Origin of the sequence: Streptomyces lanatus (genome assembly GCF_014655715.1) — a bacterium.
GTDB classification, from domain to species: Bacteria; Actinomycetota; Actinomycetes; order Streptomycetales; family Streptomycetaceae; genus Streptomyces; species Streptomyces lanatus.
The window spans coordinates 14,368-33,513 of record NZ_BNBM01000008.1; the positions used below are offsets into that span (position 1 = coordinate 14,368).

General features: G+C 71.4%; 16 protein-coding genes. 10 read left to right on the forward strand and 6 right to left on the reverse strand.

Annotation, left to right across the window (positions count from 1 at the left end; genetic code table 11):
• Positions 1-189 precede the first annotated feature (189 nt).
• Positions 190-1,485, forward strand: a complete 1,296-nt coding sequence (locus tag IE325_RS21890) for a DUF6986 family protein (RefSeq protein WP_190071693.1) — start codon at positions 190-192, stop codon at positions 1,483-1,485.
• A 94-nt stretch (positions 1,486-1,579) separates the two neighbouring features.
• The gene (locus IE325_RS21895) at positions 1,580-3,652 is read left to right on the forward strand and encodes a serine/threonine-protein kinase (RefSeq protein WP_190071694.1); all 2,073 of its coding nucleotides are present in this window, start codon (positions 1,580-1,582) and stop codon (positions 3,650-3,652) included.
• Positions 3,653-3,654: 2 nt separating this feature from the next.
• On the opposite strand, the gene IE325_RS21900 is transcribed toward IE325_RS21895, so the two are convergent.
• Positions 3,655-4,419: a hypothetical protein gene (locus IE325_RS21900; protein WP_190071695.1), complete on the reverse strand. Its 765-nt coding sequence runs from the start codon at positions 4,417-4,419 to the stop codon at positions 3,655-3,657.
• 7 nt (positions 4,420-4,426) lie between these two features.
• The gene (locus IE325_RS21905) at positions 4,427-5,476 is read right to left on the reverse strand and encodes a LacI family DNA-binding transcriptional regulator (RefSeq protein ID WP_229911918.1); all 1,050 of its coding nucleotides are present in this window, start codon (positions 5,474-5,476) and stop codon (positions 4,427-4,429) included.
• A gap of 240 nt (positions 5,477-5,716) precedes the next feature.
• On the opposite strand from IE325_RS21905, the gene IE325_RS21910 reads away from it, so the two are divergent.
• Positions 5,717-6,664: an ROK family protein gene (locus tag IE325_RS21910; RefSeq protein WP_190071697.1), complete on the forward strand. Its 948-nt coding sequence runs from the start codon at positions 5,717-5,719 to the stop codon at positions 6,662-6,664.
• Positions 6,665-6,980: 316 nt separating this feature from the next.
• Here IE325_RS21910 and IE325_RS21915 read toward each other — a convergent pair whose 3' ends face one another.
• Positions 6,981-8,993 carry an NPCBM/NEW2 domain-containing protein gene (locus IE325_RS21915; protein ID WP_190071698.1) on the reverse strand — a complete coding sequence of 671 codons (2,013 nt, stop codon included), beginning with the start codon at positions 8,991-8,993 and terminating at the stop codon, positions 6,981-6,983.
• A gap of 212 nt (positions 8,994-9,205) precedes the next feature.
• On the opposite strand from IE325_RS21915, the gene IE325_RS21920 reads away from it, so the two are divergent.
• The 3 genes from IE325_RS21920 to IE325_RS21930 all read left to right on the forward strand — a co-directional run bounded on the left by IE325_RS21920 (position 9,206) and on the right by IE325_RS21930 (position 11,741).
• Positions 9,206-10,192, forward strand: coding sequence for a TIGR01777 family oxidoreductase (locus tag IE325_RS21920; RefSeq protein WP_190071699.1), 987 nt, complete (start codon positions 9,206-9,208; stop codon positions 10,190-10,192).
• A gap of 30 nt (positions 10,193-10,222) precedes the next feature.
• Entirely contained in the window at positions 10,223-10,555 is a 333-nt protein-coding gene (locus IE325_RS21925) for a hypothetical protein (RefSeq protein ID WP_190071700.1), read from the forward strand.
• 145 nt (positions 10,556-10,700) lie between these two features.
• On the forward strand, positions 10,701-11,741 hold the full coding sequence (locus IE325_RS21930; RefSeq protein ID WP_190071701.1) for an NUDIX hydrolase: 1,041 nt from the start codon (positions 10,701-10,703) through the stop codon (positions 11,739-11,741).
• 1,052 nt (positions 11,742-12,793) lie between these two features.
• Here IE325_RS21930 and IE325_RS21940 read toward each other — a convergent pair.
• Positions 12,794-14,149 carry a dipeptidase gene (locus IE325_RS21940; protein ID WP_190071702.1) on the reverse strand — a complete coding sequence of 452 codons (1,356 nt, stop codon included), beginning with the start codon at positions 14,147-14,149 and terminating at the stop codon, positions 12,794-12,796.
• Between the two features lie 133 nt (positions 14,150-14,282).
• On the opposite strand from IE325_RS21940, the gene IE325_RS21945 reads away from it, so the two are divergent.
• Entirely contained in the window at positions 14,283-15,521 is a 1,239-nt protein-coding gene (locus IE325_RS21945) for a geranylgeranyl reductase family protein (RefSeq protein WP_190071703.1), read from the forward strand.
• On the opposite strand, the gene IE325_RS21950 is transcribed toward IE325_RS21945, so the two are convergent.
• On the reverse strand, positions 15,511-15,960 hold the full coding sequence (locus IE325_RS21950) for a nitroreductase family deazaflavin-dependent oxidoreductase (protein WP_190071704.1): 450 nt from the start codon (positions 15,958-15,960) through the stop codon (positions 15,511-15,513). The two genes, IE325_RS21945 and IE325_RS21950, sit on opposite strands and share 11 nt — an antisense overlap.
• 131 nt (positions 15,961-16,091) lie before the next feature.
• On the opposite strand from IE325_RS21950, the gene IE325_RS21955 reads away from it, so the two are divergent.
• From IE325_RS21955 to IE325_RS21965, 3 genes are all read left to right on the forward strand, one after another.
• Complete coding sequence (locus IE325_RS21955; RefSeq protein ID WP_190071705.1) at positions 16,092-16,829, forward strand: TetR/AcrR family transcriptional regulator; 738 nt, start codon at positions 16,092-16,094, stop codon at positions 16,827-16,829.
• A 158-nt stretch (positions 16,830-16,987) separates the two neighbouring features.
• Positions 16,988-18,229 carry a sensor histidine kinase gene (locus IE325_RS21960; RefSeq protein WP_190071706.1) on the forward strand — a complete coding sequence of 414 codons (1,242 nt, stop codon included), beginning with the start codon at positions 16,988-16,990 and terminating at the stop codon, positions 18,227-18,229.
• Positions 18,226-18,891 (forward strand): response regulator transcription factor, encoded by a 666-nt coding sequence (locus tag IE325_RS21965; protein ID WP_190071707.1) that lies wholly within the window; start codon positions 18,226-18,228, stop codon positions 18,889-18,891. Before IE325_RS21960 ends, IE325_RS21965 begins: the two co-directional genes overlap by 4 nt.
• Here IE325_RS21965 and IE325_RS21970 read toward each other — a convergent pair.
• Positions 18,852-19,136, reverse strand: a complete 285-nt coding sequence (locus IE325_RS21970; protein ID WP_190071708.1) for a DUF6332 family protein — start codon at positions 19,134-19,136, stop codon at positions 18,852-18,854. The genes IE325_RS21965 and IE325_RS21970 overlap by 40 nt on opposite strands.
• Positions 19,137-19,146 lie beyond the last annotated feature (10 nt).

Genomic DNA, 19,146 nt, shown 5'->3' on the forward strand with positions numbered 1-19,146 from the left:
GGCGTGCGTATGGAAGTGTGATACCGCGCCCTGAGATGAGCGTGAACATGGCGAGATGGGGGAGTGACTCCCCGTGGACATGGTGTTGACCAGACGGAAGGACCCCGGATAACTTCATTCTACGGATTGTTGATTCCGTATAGCGGAAAATGTCGCGGAAATCGTCGCGGCCGGCAGGAGGACGTGGGAATGGGTCAGGGCCAGCAGCACAAGGTGTCGACGAGCCTCGCGGGCGCCGTGAGCGAGGAGATCAGCGCCTCCCTCGCGCCGGTCGACGCCGAACTGGAGCGCCGCTACCCCGGAGACCCCGGCACCCGCCAGCCCGTGCACACCGTCTACGTCCCCGGCGACGCCTTCGCCGCCGACACCGTCCGGACCTGGGGCGACCAAGCCCTCGAGCTGCTCGACGAACACGCCCCGGACGCCGCGTCCTTCGCCGCCGTCCTCGGCCTGTCCGACGAACTCGCCGGGCCCGTGCACGCACGCGTGCGTGCCAAGCTGGAGCGCGAGCCCATCGAGGACCTGCGCGTCGACTTCGAGGACGGCTACCACGGCAAGGACGAGGACCAGGACGCCGCCCGCGCGGCACGGCTGATCGCCGAGGCGTACGAGAACGGCACGGCGGCCCCGTACATGGGCATCCGCATGAAGTGCATGGAGGTGCCCGTACGCGACCGGGGCATCCGCACCCTCGACATCTTCCTCACCGGCCTGATGGAGGCCGGCGGCCTGCCCGAGGGCCTGGTGCTCACGCTGCCCAAGGTGACGTACCCCGAGCAGGTCAGCGCCATGGTGCGACTCCTCGAGGAGTTCGAGAAGGCGCGCGGGATCGAGCCCGGCCGGATCGGCTTCGAGATCCAGATCGAGACCAGCCAGTCCATCCTCGCCACCGACGGCACCGCCACCGTCGCCCGCATGATCCAGGCCGCCGAGGGCCGCGCCACCGGCCTGCACTACGGCACCTTCGACTACAGCGCCTGCCTCGGCGTCTCCGCCGCCTACCAGGCCAGCGACCACCCGGCCGCCGACCACGCCAAGGCGATCATGCAGGTCGCGGCGGCCGGCACCGGCGTACGCGTCTCGGACGGCTCCACCAACGTCCTGCCAGTCGGTACGACCGCAAAGGTCCACGACGCCTGGCGGCTGCACTACGGCCTCACGCGCCGCGCCCTGGCCCGCGCCTACTACCAGGGCTGGGACATGCACCCCGGCCACATCCCGACCCGGTACGCCGCCGTTTTCGCCTTCTACCGTGAAGGTTTCGAGCAGGCCGCGGCCCGCCTCGCCCGCTACGTCAACCGGGCCGGCGGCGATGTCATGGACGAGCCCGCCACCGCCAAGGCCCTCAGCGGCTATCTGCTGCGCGGCCTGGACTGCGGCGCCCTCGACATGGGCGAGGTCGCCCGGCTGACCGGTCTGACGCGCGCCGATCTGGAGGGGTTCGCGGCTCCTCGACGCGGTGACCTGACGGTCTCCGCCAAGTAGCGGGCCGGTCACAGCGGCCTGGACCGGCTGGTGTTGTCACCGGTGCCCCGTAGTCTGTACGAACGCAATGACGGGACACAGGAACGGGGCAGCGGTGTCATCGGGGGAGAACGGACAGGCGGACGAGGCCGGTCGGCTGCTCGCCGGACGCTATCGCGTCGTGGGGCAGCTGGGACGCGGCGGCATGGGCGTGGTCTGGCGGGCCCTCGACGAGGTCCTCGGCCGTGAGGTCGCGGTCAAGGAACTGCGCACCTACAGCGATGCCGACGGTCCCGAACTCGCGGAGCTGCGACTGCGAATGCAGCGCGAGGCCCGCGCGGCCGCCCGGGTGCGCCATCCGGGCGTCGTGGCCGTGCATGACGTCGCCGAGGTCGACGGACGCCCGCTCATCGTCATGGAGCTGGTCGACGGCCCGTCCCTGGAAGCGGTGCTGCGCGAGCGCGGCACGCTCGACCCGCGTCAGGCCGCCGGCATCGGCGCCAAGGTCATGGACGCGCTGGCCGCCGCCCACCGGGCCGGCGTCCTGCACCGTGACGTCAAGCCCGGCAACATCCTGCTGGAGACCTCCGGCCGAGTCGTCCTGACCGACTTCGGCATCGCCACGATGGAGGACCCGGGCGACGGCTCGGCCACCAACCTGACCCGCACCGGCCATCTCGTCGGCTCCCTGGACTACTTGGCCCCCGAGCGCGCCCAAGGCGCCGATCCGGGCCCGTCCTCGGACGTCTGGGCCCTGGGCGCCACGCTGTACGCGGCGGTGGAGGGCTCCGCGCCCTTCCGCCGTACGTCGACCTTCTCCACGCTCACCGCGATCGTCGGCGAACCCCTGCCCGAGCCCGCCAACGCCGGACCCCTCGGCCCTGTCCTCCAGCGGCTGATGGACAAGCGCCCCGAGTCCCGCCCCGAGGCTGAGGAGGCCCGCAACCTCCTCCAGACCGTCGCCGACGAGGGCGGCACGGACGCGCCGACCACGACCCTGCGAAGCTCGGCGGCCCCCGGGCCCGGGGACACGGAGCGCGGCGTCCCCGCGGTGCCGCCGGGCCAGGGACCTGCCGGACATGGACCTGCCGGGTATGGACCGGCCGGACAGGCATACGGCGGTCAGGGCGCGGGTGCGCCGGTCGCGCCGGGCGGCGACACCCCACTGCAGGGCGTGCCCGCGTCCGACCTGCCCGGGGCGCCGCGCTTCGGAGCGGTGCCACCACCGGCGCCCCAGAGCCCCGCGATGCCCGGACAGGGCACGCCACCGGCCCAAGGCCTCGGCCCGGCCGGCGGCGGCCAGGCGACACCGGGACACGGCTCCCCTGGGCAGCCGGCCGCCCCCTCGCCGTACGGCAGCCCACAGGGGCCGTCGTCCGGTCCGCAGCCGCACGGCTTCGGGAGCGCGAGCCACACCCCGCCGCACGCCCAGGACACCACCGGCCCGATGGTCACCCCCTCCGACCGGCCAGCCCGGCGCAAGGGCCGCGCCCTGCTCGCCGCCGTGGCCGTCACGGTCGTCCTCGCGGCGGCCGGAGTCACCGTCGCCCTGGTGAACAACAAGGGCGACGACAAGACCAGGGCGCAGGACGTGGCGGCCACGGCCTCGGAGGGCGAGTCCGCCCAGGGGAGCGCAAGCCCCGACGCCCGTCGCTCGAACGACTCGGGCCTCACCGGCAAGGACGACGAGAAGTCCCCCGGCGCGACCAAGTCCCCCAGCCGCAGCGCGGGGAACGAGCCCTCGGACGCGCCCACCGCCGGGTCCCCGACCAAGACCTCGGGCGGAGGCGGCACCAACGGGGGCACCACGGGCGGCGGTTCCGGCGACGGCGGCACCACGGGCGGGGGCGGAACCAGCGGCGGCGGGGGCACGACGGGCGGTGGCGGCAGCACACCGGATCCGGCTCCGGTCTGCGACTCCATCGGCGGCGGCAAGTACAACTGCCAGGTCTGGACCCGGGCCAAGTCGTACACCGCCTCCGGCACCGAGGTCGGCGTCCTCAACGCGGGCACCAACTATTTCTACTGCCAGCAGAACCTGGGCCGCCGCGAGACGTACGGCGAGTGGACCAACGTCTGGTGGGCCAAGACGGACGACGACAGCGGCAACACCAACGTCTTCGTCAGCGACGTCTACATCAAGGGCGGCGACAACGACGCGCCGCTGCCCGGACTCCCGGTCTGCTGACGTCAGGGCCGCCAGGGGCGGAGGTACCCCTCCAGCCCGGAGGCGGTGACCAGCTTCTCCTCGGCGAACAGCTCGGTGCCCCGCTCGCACAGCGCGGCGTCGGCCCGCGCCCGCGCGCAGAACTCCTCGGGAGTGACCCCGAAGAGCTCCCTCAACCGGGGTGATCCGACGAGGAGTTCGGTGAGCAGCTCACGCTGGCCGGAGTGGGGGCGCGGCGCGCCGGTGCCGTCGTGCAGGACGCCATGGCGGTTGACGTAGGCGAAGGCGCCCGGGAGCACCGTGCCGTCCGCCAGCTCGATCCGCACATCCGGAGCGGGCAGCCAGGCGCGCCCGTAGTTGCCGTCCGGCTCCGCGGCCCCCTCACTCGCGTCGATCACGGCAAGCTGCTCGTCGTCGAGCCAGGTGAGGAACAACTCCCGCACCTGGCCCGGCGCGTGGAAGGGCGAGGCGGACACATAGCCCACGCGGCTCACATGCGCGGAGACACCGACGCCCAGGCCGGTCACCCGTGCCTTCACCATGGGCAGCGGCGCGACGATGCCGAACTCGTCCATCTTGTGCCGCAGTTGACCGGGGCAGGCGTTGGAGCCGACGGCGAGGACGGGCACGCGGTCGTCGTACACCAGCCGGTCCAGAGGCAGCAGCCGGTCACCGTCGAGGAGCCCGGAGTCCGACGGCCAGGCACCCGGGTAGAGCAGCGGATGATCGCGCGGCGCCTCGGCCAGACCGAGTGCCTCCAGACTGCGGGAGTCCAGACGGGCATCCATACGCGCCTCAGCCCCGCGGCGCCAGTTCGCCCGAGCCGCGGGTGATCAGCCGCGTCGGCAGCTCGATGCGCTCGGGGGTGACCAGGGTGCCGTCCAACTGCCGGAACAGCCGCTCGGCGGCGGTACGGCCGAGGGACGCGGCGTCCTGGGCGACGACGGTGACGCCCGGCTGGAGCAGATCGGCGAGCTCGATGTCGTCAAAGCCGACCAGGGCGACAGGACGGGTCTGCTCGGCGAGGACCCGGATGACAGTCACCGTCACCCGGTTGTTGCCGGTGAAGATCGCGGTGACGGGGGAGGGACCGGTGAGCATCTCCTCGGCCGCCCGCCGCACCCGCTCCGGATCGGTGACCCCGAGGGACATCCAGGAGTCCTCCACCGGTATGCCGGCGTCCTCCATGGCGGCCCGATAGCCGCGCAGCCGCTCGGCGGCCGTATGGATACGGGGCATGTCACCGATGAAACCGATCCGGCGGTGGCCGTGCGCGATGAGATGGGCTACGCCGTCACGGGCCCCACCGTGGTTGTCGGCCAGCACGCAGTCGGCGTCGATCTTCCCCGCGGGACGGTCGACGAACACGGTGGCGACGCCCGCCTTGAGCTCGGGCTCCAGATACCGGTGATCGTCACCGGCCGGAATGATCACCAGCCCGTCCACGCGCCGCGCGCACAGCGCCAGCGCCAGCTCCTGCTCCCGGTCCGGATCCTCGGCGCTGGAGCCATTGATCAGCAGGGCACCATGCGCCCGCGCGACCTCCTCGACCGCCCGGCTCAGCGGGCCGTAGAAGGGGTCCGCGAGATCCTCCAGAACCAGACCGATGCTCGCCGTACGCCCCTTGCGCAGCACCCGCGCACTGTCGTTACGCCGGAAACCCAGGGCATCGATGGCCTCCTGGACACGGCGCTCCGTCTCCGGGGTGACACCGGGCTCACCGTTGACCACGCGCGAGACGGTCTTCAGACCGACTCCGGCACGCGCGGCGACGTCCTTCATGGTGGGACGGTTGCCGTAGCGGTTCTCGGGCGCGCGGTCGGATCGGCGGATGGTCTCGGGCACGATGCGGTGTCCTGTCCTGTCGTCGTCCACGGGGATGCGTCGGTTCAGGGGGGTGGGGATGCGTCGGCCCATGGGTTTGTATGAGGATGTGGCGTCGAGCATAGAGCCTGGACAACGTTGTCAGATCCAGGAGACACTGTCCACCGCAATCTCCGGCAGCGTCCCCACCGCGAGGCCGGCTCTTCCAATTCCCGTGGTTGACGGGGAGTTCCGAATGGTTGACGGGGAGAACTGACACTGATGCACACCGACCTCGTGGCTGCGCTCGACATCGGCGGCACCAAGATCGCCGGAGCGCTGGTGGACAGCCACGGCACGATCGTGGCCCGGGCCCAGCGCGCGACGCCCGCGCGGGAGGACGGCGAGACGGTGATGCGGGCCGTCGAGGAGGTCGTCGGCGAACTCACCGCGTCACCGCTGTGGGACCGGGCCACGGCCCTCGGCATCGGCAGCGCGGGCCCGGTGGACGCCTCCGCGGGCACCGTGAGCCCTGTCAACGTCCCGGGCTGGCGGGACTATCCCCTGGTCCGGCGAGTCCGCGAGGCGGCGCACGGCCTGCCCGTCGAGCTGATCGGCGACGGGGTGGCCATCACGGCGGCCGAGCACTGGCAGGGCGCGGCGAGGGGGCACGACAACGCGCTCTGCATGGTCGTCTCCACGGGCGTCGGCGGCGGCCTGGTCCTCAACGGCCGACTGCACCCCGGCCCCACCGGCAACGCGGGCCACATCGGCCACATCAGCGTCGATCTGGACGGCGACCTGTGCCCGTGCGGTTCGCGGGGCTGCGTGGAGCGCATCGCGAGCGGCCCCAACATCGCCCGCCGGGCGATCGAGAACGGCTGGCGCCCCGGCCCCGACGGAGACACGTCCGCCGCAGCGGTCGCCGCCTCCGCCCAGGACGGCGACCCGATCGCCGTGGCCTCCTTCGAACGGGCCGCGCAGGCCCTGGCCGCCGGGATCGCGGCCACCGCGACCCTGGTCGAGATCGACATCGCGGTGATCGGCGGGGGAGTCGGCAAGGCGGGCGACGTCCTGTTCACACCACTGCGCAAGGCACTGGGCGACTACGCCACCCTGTCCTTCGTCCAGCGCCTGGTGATCACCCCGGCGCAGATGGGAACGGACGCGGGGCTGGTGGGGGCCGCGGCGGCCGCGCTTGCCCGGAGGGCGGAGGCGGCGGGGGTGTGAGGCCAGGGGCGGAACGTTCACTCACCGGCGTGAGGCCTCAAGACACGGGACCCATGTACGTCGGCTGCGGGTGCGTGGGGGCGGGTCGCGCAGGTGCCCCGCGCGACTGGGGGGTGCACTCGCGTACGGCGGTGAGGGGCCGCGTCGGGGGGTGTCCGCCCGCAGCGGCGGGCGTCAACGAACGCCGGCCTCTCTGCCGTACGGCAACCGCCCGACCGAGGACGGATACCCCCCGGCGCGGCCCCGACTCACCACACAACCGTTGGCGCTACGCGCACCCCCACCGGACAGCAACGGGCTGCCGCAGGCATCCCTCTCAACAACTCAACCGCGCCTCCGCCCAGTCCCCATGGTCCGAAGTGATCCCGTCACCCCCATCCGCGACCACCAGCCGAACCACCCGCGCCCCCGTCACATCGGCCGAGATCGGCTGCGCCGGCATCGCGTTGGTGAGGACTCCGGTCGACGCGGCCTTCACGCCGTCCGCCCAGATCTCGAAGGCGACGGAGCCGTCCGTGCCCTCCTCGTCGTCGACGCCGACCCGCGCGGTCACCGATTCGCACGCCCCGCCGGCGTAGTACTCGACGGCACTCTCGGCATGCACGCCGAGCCCGGTGCCGTACACGACACCGCCGATGGCGATCGGCCCCCCGTCGCCCGCACCGCTCTCGCCGTTGCTGGTGTTGCGCTCGACGGGCCCCCAGCCGTTGGTGGCCGACAGCCAGGGCAGGTCACCGAGCCCGGAAGTCCCGGAGGGCGGCGGCGCGACCACCGTCGCGGTCAGCGGCAGCGCGCTGTCGACACGCACACCGCTCGGCGAGCGGTAACTCGCCTTGAGGGTGAGGCCGTACGCCCCCACGGGCGTCCCCGCCGGTGCCCGCACCGCCCACTTGGTGCGCAGCGACCGGCCGGTAGCGAGCGCGGGCGACGACGTCGGTGACGTCGCCTTCACGGACCAGCCCTCGGGCCCGGCCAGCGAGACGGACACGCGCCGGGCAGACGTACGCCCCAGGTCGGTGACCGTCGAGGTCAGCACCGCCGCCCGCCCCGCCTCGACCAACGGACCCCCTTCCAGGCCGAGTTCGACGGCAGGCGGATGCTGGGCCCACCGTCCGTCGGCGTGGACGCGGAGCAGGACCGTGCCGTGGGCCGGGACGGTCGCGGAGATCGTGCCTGCGGTGTTGTAGCTGCGGTGCTGCCACAGGTCGCGCAGCGTGTACGCGTCGGCGGCGGGCAGCCCGACCGCCGAGGCGCTGGTGCTGACGCGCTGCGCGGTACCGGACTCGTTGAAGAGGGCGACCGTACGGCTGCCGTCCCGCATCTCCTTGGCGACGACCCAGCGCCCGCCCTCCGAGGAGACGACCGTGCCCTGCTTGCCCAGCGGGTCCTGGTCGACGGCGATGACCTCGCGGTTGCCGAGGATGTCGAAGGTCTCCGCGGAGGCCGACCGCAGGTCGGAGCCGATGAGCAGCGGCGCGGCCATGATCGCCCACATCGAAAAGTGCGAGCGGTACTCGGTGTCCGTCATCCCGCCGTTGCCGACCTCCAGCATGTCGGGGTCGTTCCAGTGCCCGGGTCCGGCATGCGCCGCGAGCGGCAGGTTCTGCTTGAGGATCGACAGCATCGAGCCCCAGTTGTCGCTGATGTCACCCGTGGTGCGCCACAGATGCCCGACGTCGGCGGCCCATTCCCAGGGCTTGTTCTCGCCCCATTCACAGATGCTGTAGACGATCGGCCGCCCGGTGGCCTTGAGGGCGTCCCGCATGGTCGTGTAGCGAAGCTTCGCGTCCACGCCCTGGTTGTTGCAGTTGTCGTACTTGAGGTAGTCGACACCCCAGTCCGCGAATTGCCGCGCGTCGCTGTACTCATGCCCGAGGGCGCCCGGGAACCCCGCGCTGTTGCACGTCTTCGTGCCCGCGCTGGTGTAGATGCCGAGCTTCAGGCCTTTGGAGTGGACGTAGTCGGCGACGGCCTTGATCCCATTCGGGAAGCGGACCGGATCCGGCACGAGCTTGCCGTTCGCGTCCCTGGCGGGCAGGGCCCAGCAGTCGTCGAGGTTGACGTACTCGTATCCGGCGTCCTTTAGGCCCTTCTCGACGAAGATGTCCGCGATCCCCTTGACCATGGCCTCGTCGAACTCGGCACGGCAGTGCGTGGAGTTCCAGTTGTTGAAGCCCATGGGCGGGGTGAGGGCGAGGCCGTCGTCCACGGTGGGGGCGGCGGGCGTCGCGGCGGCCACGGGGACGGCGATTCCCGTCGCGCACAGCAGGCCTGCGGTGAGCGCTCCGACCAGTCTTCTTCGGGTTGTGCGGGTGTGAAGGTGACGCATCGTTACGTTTCCTCCGTACCAGCGAAAACGAGATGACGGCATGTACGCGTCATAGTGCGCTCACGGTAGAACCTGTCGGAGTGTGTTGGAAAGTGGTCTGTACCTGGATTCTGCAATTGGCGCTGAGACAGCGAGCCAGGCGTCACCCGGGACTCTTTTGAACATGTTCAAGAATCTGCGGTAGGGTGGTTCCCGTACCCGAGGGGGAGCAGATGAAGATAGTGATTCCCGGGGGAACCGGGCAGGTGGGCGCGATCCTGAACCGCGCGCTGAGCCATGCGGGCCATGAGGTCGTCGTCCTGACGAGGCGGCCCACGCGCGAGGGCGAGGTCCGGTGGGACGGCGAGACATGGGGCCCGTGGGCCGAGGAGATCGACGGCAGTGATGTCGTGATCAACCTGGCCGGCCGCAGCGTCAGCTGCCGCTACACCCCGGACAATCTCCAAGCCATGATGGATTCGCGTGTGCAATCCACCGAGATCGTCGGCGAGGCGATCGCCCGCGCCGCCAGGCCGCCCCGCGTCTGGCTCCAGATGAGCACGGCCACCATCTACGCCCACCGCTTCGACGTCGCGAACGACGAAGCCACCGGCGTCATCGGCGGCGGTGAGCCCGATGTGCCGGGCTACTGGGGCTACAGCGTCGAGATCGCCAGGGCCTGGGAGCGGGCGCAGGAGATGGCCGACACACCGCACACCCGCAAGGTCGCCCTGCGCTCCGCGATGGTGATGAGCCCCGATCGAGGCGGCGTGTTCGACGTCCTGTCGGGGTTGGCCCGGCTCGGCCTCGGCGGCCCCGTGGCGGGCGGCGGACAGTACGTCTCGTGGATCCACGACCAGGACTTCGTCCGCGCCGTCGAGTTCCTGATCGAGCGGGAGGACCTCACCGGGCCGGTGAACCTGGCCGCCCCCGAACCCCTTCCCCAGCGCGCCTTCATGCGGACCCTGCGCTCCGCGTGGGGCGTCCCCGTGGGCCTGCCCGCGACGAAGTGGATGGCCGAGATCGGCGCGTTCGCACTCCGCTCGGACACCGAGCTGCTGCTGAAGAGCCGACGCGTCGTCCCCGGGCGACTCCTCGACGAGGGCTTCGCCTTCGCGTACACCGGCTGGCAGGAGGCGGTCGGCGATCTCGTACGGCGGCGTCGCCGGGGCGGGGCACAGGTTCGGTCGATGTCCGGTTCGTCCGGAGGTGGGGCGTGACCCCGGGCGGGTTTCGTAGTTGAACCGGCCATGAAGAAGCGCAGCATGCTCGCCATCGCCTCCCTGGCCACCGGATTCGTCGTCGCGGCCGTCACGCCGTCCCACTCGGTCGAGAACTCCGGCGCGTCCGGCACCGGATCCCCCGCGGCCGGACTGCCCGGCACCACCGGTGGCCAGCTCAAGGCCGCAGGCCTGGACATGATGAACGGCAAGAAGCTCGGCGGCCTCGGCACCACCGCTCCGACCAAGCTTGCCGGGGTCAATGTGGACCAGGCCCTGGACACCTTCGGCGGCGCGATCAACCGCGAAACGGACCGGGCCGTGAACGACGCTCCGCATGGAAAGCACGGGAAGAAGGGCTGACGAGCCCGCCGACCCGATCCCACGGCGCCGTACCCCCGCGGTCGAGCGGAGGGCGGCGCCGTCGTCATGCGCTCTCTACGAGAACTGGTTTCCGTGGCAGTGTGGAGCGGGCAAGCCACAGGGGGCCAACAGAAGAGGGGGAAACGTGATCGTCTGGATCAACGGCGCTTTCGGTGCGGGGAAGACCACCACCGCACGGGAACTGATCGAGCTGATCCCGAACAGCACGCTCTTCGACCCCGAGGTCATCGGCGGAGCACTCACCCACCTGCTCCCGCCCAAACACCTCACCGAGGTCGGTGACTTCCAGGACCTGCCGATCTGGCGCCGTCTCGTGATCGACACGGCTGCCGCACTGCACGCCGAGCTCGGTGGGACCCTCGTGGTCCCCATGACCCTGCTGCGCCAGGAGTACCGCGACGAGATCTTCGGCGGCCTCGCCGCCCGCCGTATCACCGTCCAGCATGTGCTTCTCGCCCCGGCGGAAACGATCCTGCGCGAGCGAATAGCCGGGCGGGAGATCCCGCCCGACCTGCCCGACGGCGAGATCCGGATCCGACAGTGGTCGTACGACCACATAGAGCCGTATCGCGCCGCGCTCGCCTCCTGGCTCACCGCCGACGCCCACCCGGTCGACAACAGCGGCCTGACGCCGTACGAGACCGCTGTCCGCATCGCCCAGGCGGTCGGCGACGGGACGATTCCCGTCTGCGACATCGTGCAGACGCCCGAGCCCACCGCCGAGACCCTCGCCGCGGGCGTCCTCCTCTTCGACGAGCAGGACCGGGTGCTGCTCGTCGACCCCACGTACAAGGCCGGCTGGGAGTTCCCCGGCGGTGTCGTCGAGCGTGGCGAGGCACCCGCGCGGGCGGGCATGCGCGAGGTCGCCGAGGAGACGGGGATACGGCTCGACGACGTACCGCGTCTCCTGGTCGTCGACTGGGAGCGGCCCAAGCCGCCCGGGTACGGCGGCCTACGGCTCCTCTTCGACGGCGGCCGACTCGACTCCAAGGAGGCCGAACGCCTCCTGCTGCCCGGACCCGAGCTGCGCGACTGGCGCTTCGTCACCGAGGCCGAGGCTGCCGATCTGCTGCCGCCGGTGCGCTACGAGCGGCTGCGCTGGGCACTGCGGGCACGGGAGCGTGGCGCCGCGCTCTACCTGGAGGCGGGAATTCCGGCACCCTGACCCAGGACGCCGCAGGCAGCGGCGTCAGCCTGCTCTCCTCCTGGAACCTCCTGCTGAACGAGTCCATGGCGGCAGCCGTCCGCGCATGCCGTGCGATCAGCGCGGCGGCGGCCTCTGGGATGCCCTCGGGCCGGGCACCGTCGGCGCAGGCGCGGATGAATTCCGACCGCTCGTCGCCGCGGTGGCCGTACAACTCGGTCACGAGCCAGAGGACCAGGTACAGGGAGGTGTACCAGTGGTCGTAGCCGCGGTGTCGGTCGAAGTAGTCGCGCTCGGGCGGCGTGAGACGGAAACGGGAGGAGAGGGCGAGGCCGTAGTCCGTGAGGTAGAGGCGGCGGCCGTCGGTGAGGACGTTCCCGAAGTGGGCGTCCATGTGCAGGAGTCCGTGCGCGTGGAGGAAGTCGGTGACGGCCGCCAGTCCCGCCTCCACCAGTCGGCAGCCGCCCTCCGCCTCCCCGGCGGCGAGCCGATCTCGGAGCCAGTCATGCAGCGTCTGCGGGACGTACTCCAGGAACAGCGCGATGCTCGCGGAAGCCGTCCGCAACGCCTCGATGCGTCGACGCGGCCCGGGGCCGCCGCCCCAGTACGCCACGGCCCTCTCCACGTCGGCCAGTTCGGTCGGGAGGAGGTGCTCGGACTCGGGCAGGACCCGCCAGTGGTGCATCAGCGGGAAGCCTGAGAACGCGTCCGCCAGCACCCAGTTGGTGGTCATCTCGTGCACCGCGAGCTCCCGCCAGGCGCCCAGACCCGGGCTCGGGATGTCGCCGATGCCGTAGTGGCAGTACGGCGGCATCCCGAAGAGGTCGGCGGTGGAGCGGAGGTTCTGGGGGTGCCGCTCGATGTCGGTGAGTGGCACCCGCTTCACGAAGACCCGTCTGCCGGCCACCTCGACCAGCGTCGAGCGGCCGCCCACACCTGTGCCGAGCGGTGTGCCCGAGGTCACCAGGTTCGCCAGCTCGCGGTCGGAGAGCCGGGCGAGAGTGGTGGCGATGTCGGTGTGGGCGGTGCGGCGCGAGGTGCGGGTCATGGAGTCATCCTCGGCGCCGCCCCCCTCAACTCGCCGCGTAATTGCCCAGGAACAGCGCCTCGGCGACGGAAAGCCGCTCCAGTTCCTCCGGCGACACGCTCTCGTTCACCGCGTGGATCTGGGCCTCCGGCTCGCTCAGGCCGATGAGGAGGATCTCGGCGTGTGGGTAGAGGGCGGCGAGGGTGTTGCAGAGGGGGATCGAGCCGCCCTGGCCCGCGTACTGCATCTCCTGGCCGGGGTACGCCACCGCCATCGCGTCCGCCATGGCCTGGTACGCCGGGCTGGTCGTGTCGGCTCGGAAGGCCTGGCCCTGGCCGATCTGTTCGGTGCGGACCCGGGCGCCCCACGGGGTGTGCGCCTCCAGGTGGGCCTGCAGCAGCTTGGTCGCCTCGACCGCGTCCACGCCCGGCGGCACCCGCAGGCTGACCAGGGCACGCGCGCTCGCCTGTACGGACGGGGTGGCGCCGATGACGGGCGGGCAGTCGATGCCGAGGACGGTGACGGCCGGGCGGGCCCAGATGCGGTCCGCGACCGTGCCGGAGCCGAGTAGTTCTACGCCTTCGAGGACCTTGGCGTCCGTACGGAACTGCTCCTCGTCGTACTGAAGACCCTGCCACGAGGGTCCGTCGCTCAGGCCGTCGACCGTCGTAGAACCGTCCTCCGCGCGGAGCGAATCCAGTACGCGGATCAGCGCGCCCAGCGCATCGGGCGCGGCACCGCCGAACTGGCCGGAGTGCAGATTGCCCGCCAGGGTATCGATCTGGACGCGGACGAGGGTCATGCCGCGCAGGGTCGAGGTCACCGTCGGCAGGCCGACCCGGAAGTTGCCCGCGTCGCCGATGACGATGGTGTCGGCCTCCAGCAGGTCGGGGTGTTCCTCGGCGTACCGCTCCAGACCGCCCGTGCCCATCTCCTCCGAGCCCTCGGCGATCACCTTGATGTGGACCGGTATGCCGCCGTTGGCCTTCAGCGCGCGCAGGGCGAGCAGGTGCATGATCACGCCGCCCTTGCAGTCGGCGGCCCCGCGTCCGTACCAGCGGCCGTCGCGCTCGGTCAGTTCGAAGGGCGGGGTGCTCCAGGCGGCCTCGTCCAGCGGGGGCTGCACGTCGTAGTGGGCGTACAGCAGGACCGTCTTCGCGCCCTCGGGGCCGGGCAGGTAGCCGTAGACGGACTGGGTGCCGTCCGGGGTGTCCAGCAGCGCGACGTCCTCGAAGCCCTCGGCGCGCAGCGCGTCGGCGACCCAGCGGGCGGCGCCCTCGCTCTCGCTCTTCGGGAACTGGTCGAAGTCCGCCACCGACTTGAACGCCACCAGTTCGGTGAGTTCTGCCCGTGCCCTGGGCATCAGCGAGGCGACGGTCTCGGCGACCGGATTCGACGACATGGGCACGCTCCTTGTGGGTGCGACGTTGTACGTATGAGTGCTGTGATCCTCCCACAGCGGCCTGCGACGACGCCCGCCGTAGGATGCGGGGGACAGCAGCGGACGGCGGCTTGATCAGGAGCAGTAGACCATCGTGAGCAGCGAGAACTCTTCGGCGGACGACGTGCAGCGGGTGTGGGACGTCGTCGTGGTGGGCGCGGGACCCGCGGGGGCCTCGGCCGCGTATGCGGCGGCGGTCGCCGGGCGGCGCGTGCTGGTGCTGGAGAAGGCGGAGCTGCCCCGCTACAAAACCTGCGGCGGCGGCATCATCGGCCCCTCCCGCGACTCCCTCCCGCCCGGCTTCGAGCTGCCCTTCCGGGACCGGGTGCACGCGGTGACGTTCTCCAACAACGGCCGCTTCACCCGCACCCGCCGCTCCAAGCAGATGCTCTTCGGGCTGATCAACCGGCCCGAGTTCGACCAGCAGCTCGTCGAGCACGCCCAGAAGGCGGGCGCCGAACTGCGTACGGGTGTCACCGTGCAGCGCGTCGAGCAGCACGGCTCGGCGGTGCCGGACCGCCGTAGCGTCGCCGTCGTCCTGCAAGGCGGCGAGACGTTGCTCGCGCGGGCCGTGGTCGGCGCGGACGGCAGCGCCAGCCGGATAGGGGCGCATGTCGGGGTGAAGCTCGACCAGGTGGACCTCGGCCTGGAGGCGGAGATCCCGGTGCCGGACACGGTCGCCGAGGACTGGAAGGGGCGCGTCCTCATCGACTGGGGCCCGATTCCCGGCAGTTACGGCTGGGTGTTCCCCAAGGGCGACACCCTCACGGTCGGAGTGATCTCGGCGCGCGGCGAAGGCGCCGCCACCAAGCGGTACTTGGAGGAGTTCATCGGACGGCTCGGGCTCGCCGGGTTCGAACCGAGCATCTCCTCCGGGCACTTGACGCGCTGCCGTGCCGACGACTCGCCGCTGTCACGCGGGCGCGTGCTCGTCTGCGGTGACGCGGCCGGCCTCCTTGAGCCCTGGACGCGCGAGGGCATCTCGTTCGCGCTCAGGTCGGGGCGGCTCGCGGGGGAGTGGGCGGTCCGGATCGCCGAGGCGCACGACGCGGTGGACACCCGGCGCCAGGCCCTGAACTACGCCTTCGCGGTCAAGGCGGGCCTCGGCGTCGAGATGAGCGTCGGCAAGCGGCTGCTGACGGTGTTCGAGCGCCGGCCCGGTCTCTTCCACGCGGCGCTGACCGGGTTCCGGCCGGCCTGGAAGGCGTTCATGGACATCGTCCGGGGCTCGACTTCGCTCGGCGAGATCGTCCGCGTCCACCCCATGGCCCAGCGCGCCCTGACCGCCATGGACCGCCGCGCGGAGCCCGTGGCCGACGACGTCACTTCTTGACGGTGATCCGGAAGACCGGGTGGTCCTGGGCCGCCGCGACGATCTCCTCGTCGGAGGACTTCGCGGTGACCCCGTTGAAGTACTGGTTGACCTCCCAGCCCCACTTCTCCAGATAGGTCCGCAGGATCGGGAGCTTCTCCTCGTCGGGAAGCTCCACCGCGGAGAACTCACGCACCTTGCGGCCGACCCGCAGCTCCCCGCCACCGGCTGCCCGCATATTGCGCACCCACTGGGAGTGGCCGCGCGCCGAGACGAGGTACTGCGCGCCGTCGTGGGTGTGCGGGTTGACCGGAACGCGCTGCATCTTGCCGCTCTTGCGGCCCCGTACGGACATCTCCGCGGTACCGGCGATGCTGAGGCCGTGCCGGGCCAGCCAGCCGATGACGTTGTTGAAGCGGACGTTGAGCGGGCTGCCCTTGAGGTAGTACGGCGATGACATGGTGACCCCCGGATGAGTTTGAGAGAGCACTGCTCTCGCTTGAGAGCAGTGTGCACGAGAATGCCGCTTCCATGCAAGAGCAGTGCTCTCGATTGTGTGCACCGCTCTCTTTTCATGGGAGACTGCCTCACATGAGCAGTAGCAGTAGCGGTAGCAGTGGAAGTCGCATCGCACAGGGCGCCCGTGCCCGCGCCAGGATGGAAGTCACCGCGGCCATCAAGGACGAGGCCCGGAGACAGCTCGCCGCCGAGGGCGCCGCCAAGCTCTCGCTGCGCGCCGTGGCCCGCGAACTCGGCATGGTCTCCTCCGCGCTCTACCGCTACTTCCCCAGCCGGGACGACCTGCTGACCGCTCTCATCATCGACGCGTACGACTCCGTCGGCGAGAGCGCGGAGGCGGCGCACGCCGAGGCCGTGGACGCGGAGGCCGGGCCCGTGCGGCGATGGGTGGCGGTGGCGGAGGCCGTACGTGGCTGGGCGCTGCGGCATCCGCACGAGTACGCGTTGATCTACGGCTCGCCCGTGCCGGGGTATGTCGCGCCCCAAACCACGGTGCCGCCCGCCTCCCGCGTCGGGCTCCTCCTCATCGGCATCGTGCGTGAGGCCCACCACGGCGGCGGTCTCGCCGAGTTGCCGCCGGTACCGGCCGAACTGGCACCCGAAGCCGAGCGCATGGCTGCCGATCTCGCCCCCGACCTTCCGCCGGCGGCGGTCGCGGCCCTCGTCGCCGCGTGGGCGCAGCTCTTCGGGCTGGTGGGGTTCGAGCTGTTCGGGCAGTTCCACCGGGTCGTGGAGGACCGGGAACGGTTCTTTCGGCATGCGGTGGGTCGGCTGGCGTGTGGGGTGGGGCTGGTGGAGGCGGAGCGCTGAGCGCTCAGCGCTTTGCGGGACGCGCCTCACATCGATACAGCCCTGCCCCCTGATCACAGCCCCGCCCCCTGATCGCCGCCGTGTACTTCGGCGGGAGTACGCGTGATCGCCACGCGCGGGTGACGCCCCCGGCGGCCATCGCGTCTAGCGTGGCGGACATGGATGAGCAGCAGGTACGTCGGGGCGGTGGTCCGCCGGCGTGGTGGCGGCATGGGCCGGCGTGGTGGGACCGGTGGGACGACGAGGGGCGTGCCCGTCGGTGGCCCTGGCCCTCCACCCTGCTGCTCACGTTCTTCGTGATGGGCGGGTCGACCTACGCGGCCCAGAACCAGCACGACCGGGAGGATCTCGACCCCTACGCCCGCGTCCTGCTGTTCGTGGCGACGGGACTGCTGCTGTGGCGCAAGCGGTACCCGGTGGCCGTCGCCTTCGGGACCTCGGTGGCCGCCCTGGTCTATCTGGGCGCCGGGTATCCCTATGGGCCGGTCTTCCTCGCCGTCGCCGTGGCCTGCTTCAACGCCATCGTCACCGGGCACCGCAAAGCCGCCTGGGCGGCGATCGGAGTGCTCTGGGCCGGGCACGCGCTGGTGGGCCACTGGCTGTACCAGTGGCTGCCGCCGTCCGACGACCCGGCCGCGCCCTGGGGACAGGAGGGTGTGATCGCCGCCTGGGTCGCGGCGATCCTGGCGGTGTCGGAGCTGGCGAGGACGCGGCGCGAGCAGTGGGCCAAGGAGCGGGCCGAGCGGGCGCAGGCGGCGCGGCGGCGGGCCGACGAGGAGCGGCTGCGGATCGCCCGCGAACTGCATGACGTCCTCGCGCACAGCATTTCCGTGATCAATGTGCAGGCAGGTGTGGGCCTCGCCCTCCTCGACTCCGATCCCGAGCAGGCGCGCAGCGCGCTCACCACCATCAAGGCCGCGAGCAAGGAGGCGCTCGGCGAGGTCCGCCAGGTCCTCGACACCCTGCGCGCCCCCGGCGACGCACCCCGCGCCCCCGCCCCCGGCCTCGACCGTCTGCCCGAACTGGTGGAGCAGGCGGCGAGCGCAGGCCTCACCGTGGAGGTCGAGGGCGAGTCGCCCCGCCTCCCGCCCGGCACCGACCTCGCCGCCTTCCGGATCGTGCAGGAGGCGCTGACCAATGTCGTACGGCACTCCGGATCGCGGCATGCGCGCGTGCGCCTGGAGCAGGACGACGTCACGGCGCTACGGTTGCGGATCGACGACGACGGTCCGGCGACCGGTGCCGACGCCGGCGGCAGCGGCAACGGACTCGCGGGAATGCGGGAGCGGGCGGCGGCGCTGGGTGGCACGATCGAGGCGGGTCCGCGCGACGACGGAGGGTTCCGGGTGCTGGCCGTACTGCCGTTGACGTCCGCCGCCGAGGTCAAGGAGGACCGGTGATCCGCGTACTGCTCGCCGACGATCAGTCATTGGTGCGGGCCGGCTTCCGGGCGCTCCTCGACGCACAGCCCGACATCGAGGTGGCCGGTGAGGCCTCGGACGGTGAGGAGGCGGTGCGCAAGGTGCGTGAACTGCGGCCCGACGTCGTCCTGATGGACATCCGCATGCCGCTCCTCGACGGCCTCGCCGCGACCCGCCGGATCACCGACGACGATGCCCTCAAGGGTGTGAAGGTGGTCATGCTCACCACCTTCGAACTCGACGAGTACGTCTTCGAGGCGATCCGCTCGGGCGCCTCCGGCTTTCTGGTCAAGGACACCGAGCCGGACGAACTCCTGCGTGCCGTGAGGGCCGTGGTCGAGGGCGACGCGCTGCTGTCACCGGGGGTGACCCGGCGACTGATCGCCGAGTTCGCCGCCCGCTCCAAGGAACCCGCTGCCGCCGACACCCTCGGCGAACTCACCGAGCGTGAGCGCGAGGTCATGGCGTTGGTCGGCATCGGCCTGTCCAACGAGGAGATCGCCCGCCGCCTCGTGGTCAGCCCCCTCACCGCGAAGACCCACGTCAGCCGCACCATGGTGAAGCTCGGCGCGCGCGACCGGGCCCAACTCGTCGTACTGGCCTACGAGTCCGGGTTGGTGCGGCCGGGCTGGTTGGGCTGAGAGCCCTTCCGGAACCGCATCAGCACGCTGACGACCCGGGCGAAGAACAGCACGACCGCGACCGTGGCGCCCACACCGACGAGGGTGCCGCGCGTCCCGTCCGACAAGTCGAAGACGTACGCCGGCCCGACGATCGCCCCGAACAGCACCGCCGCCGCGAACACGGCACTGAACAGCGCGTACCCGATCTCGACGGTGATCGCGTCCCGCTCGGCCTGCCCGCGCCGTCCCCCGTGATTCTCCATCCGTCGAGTC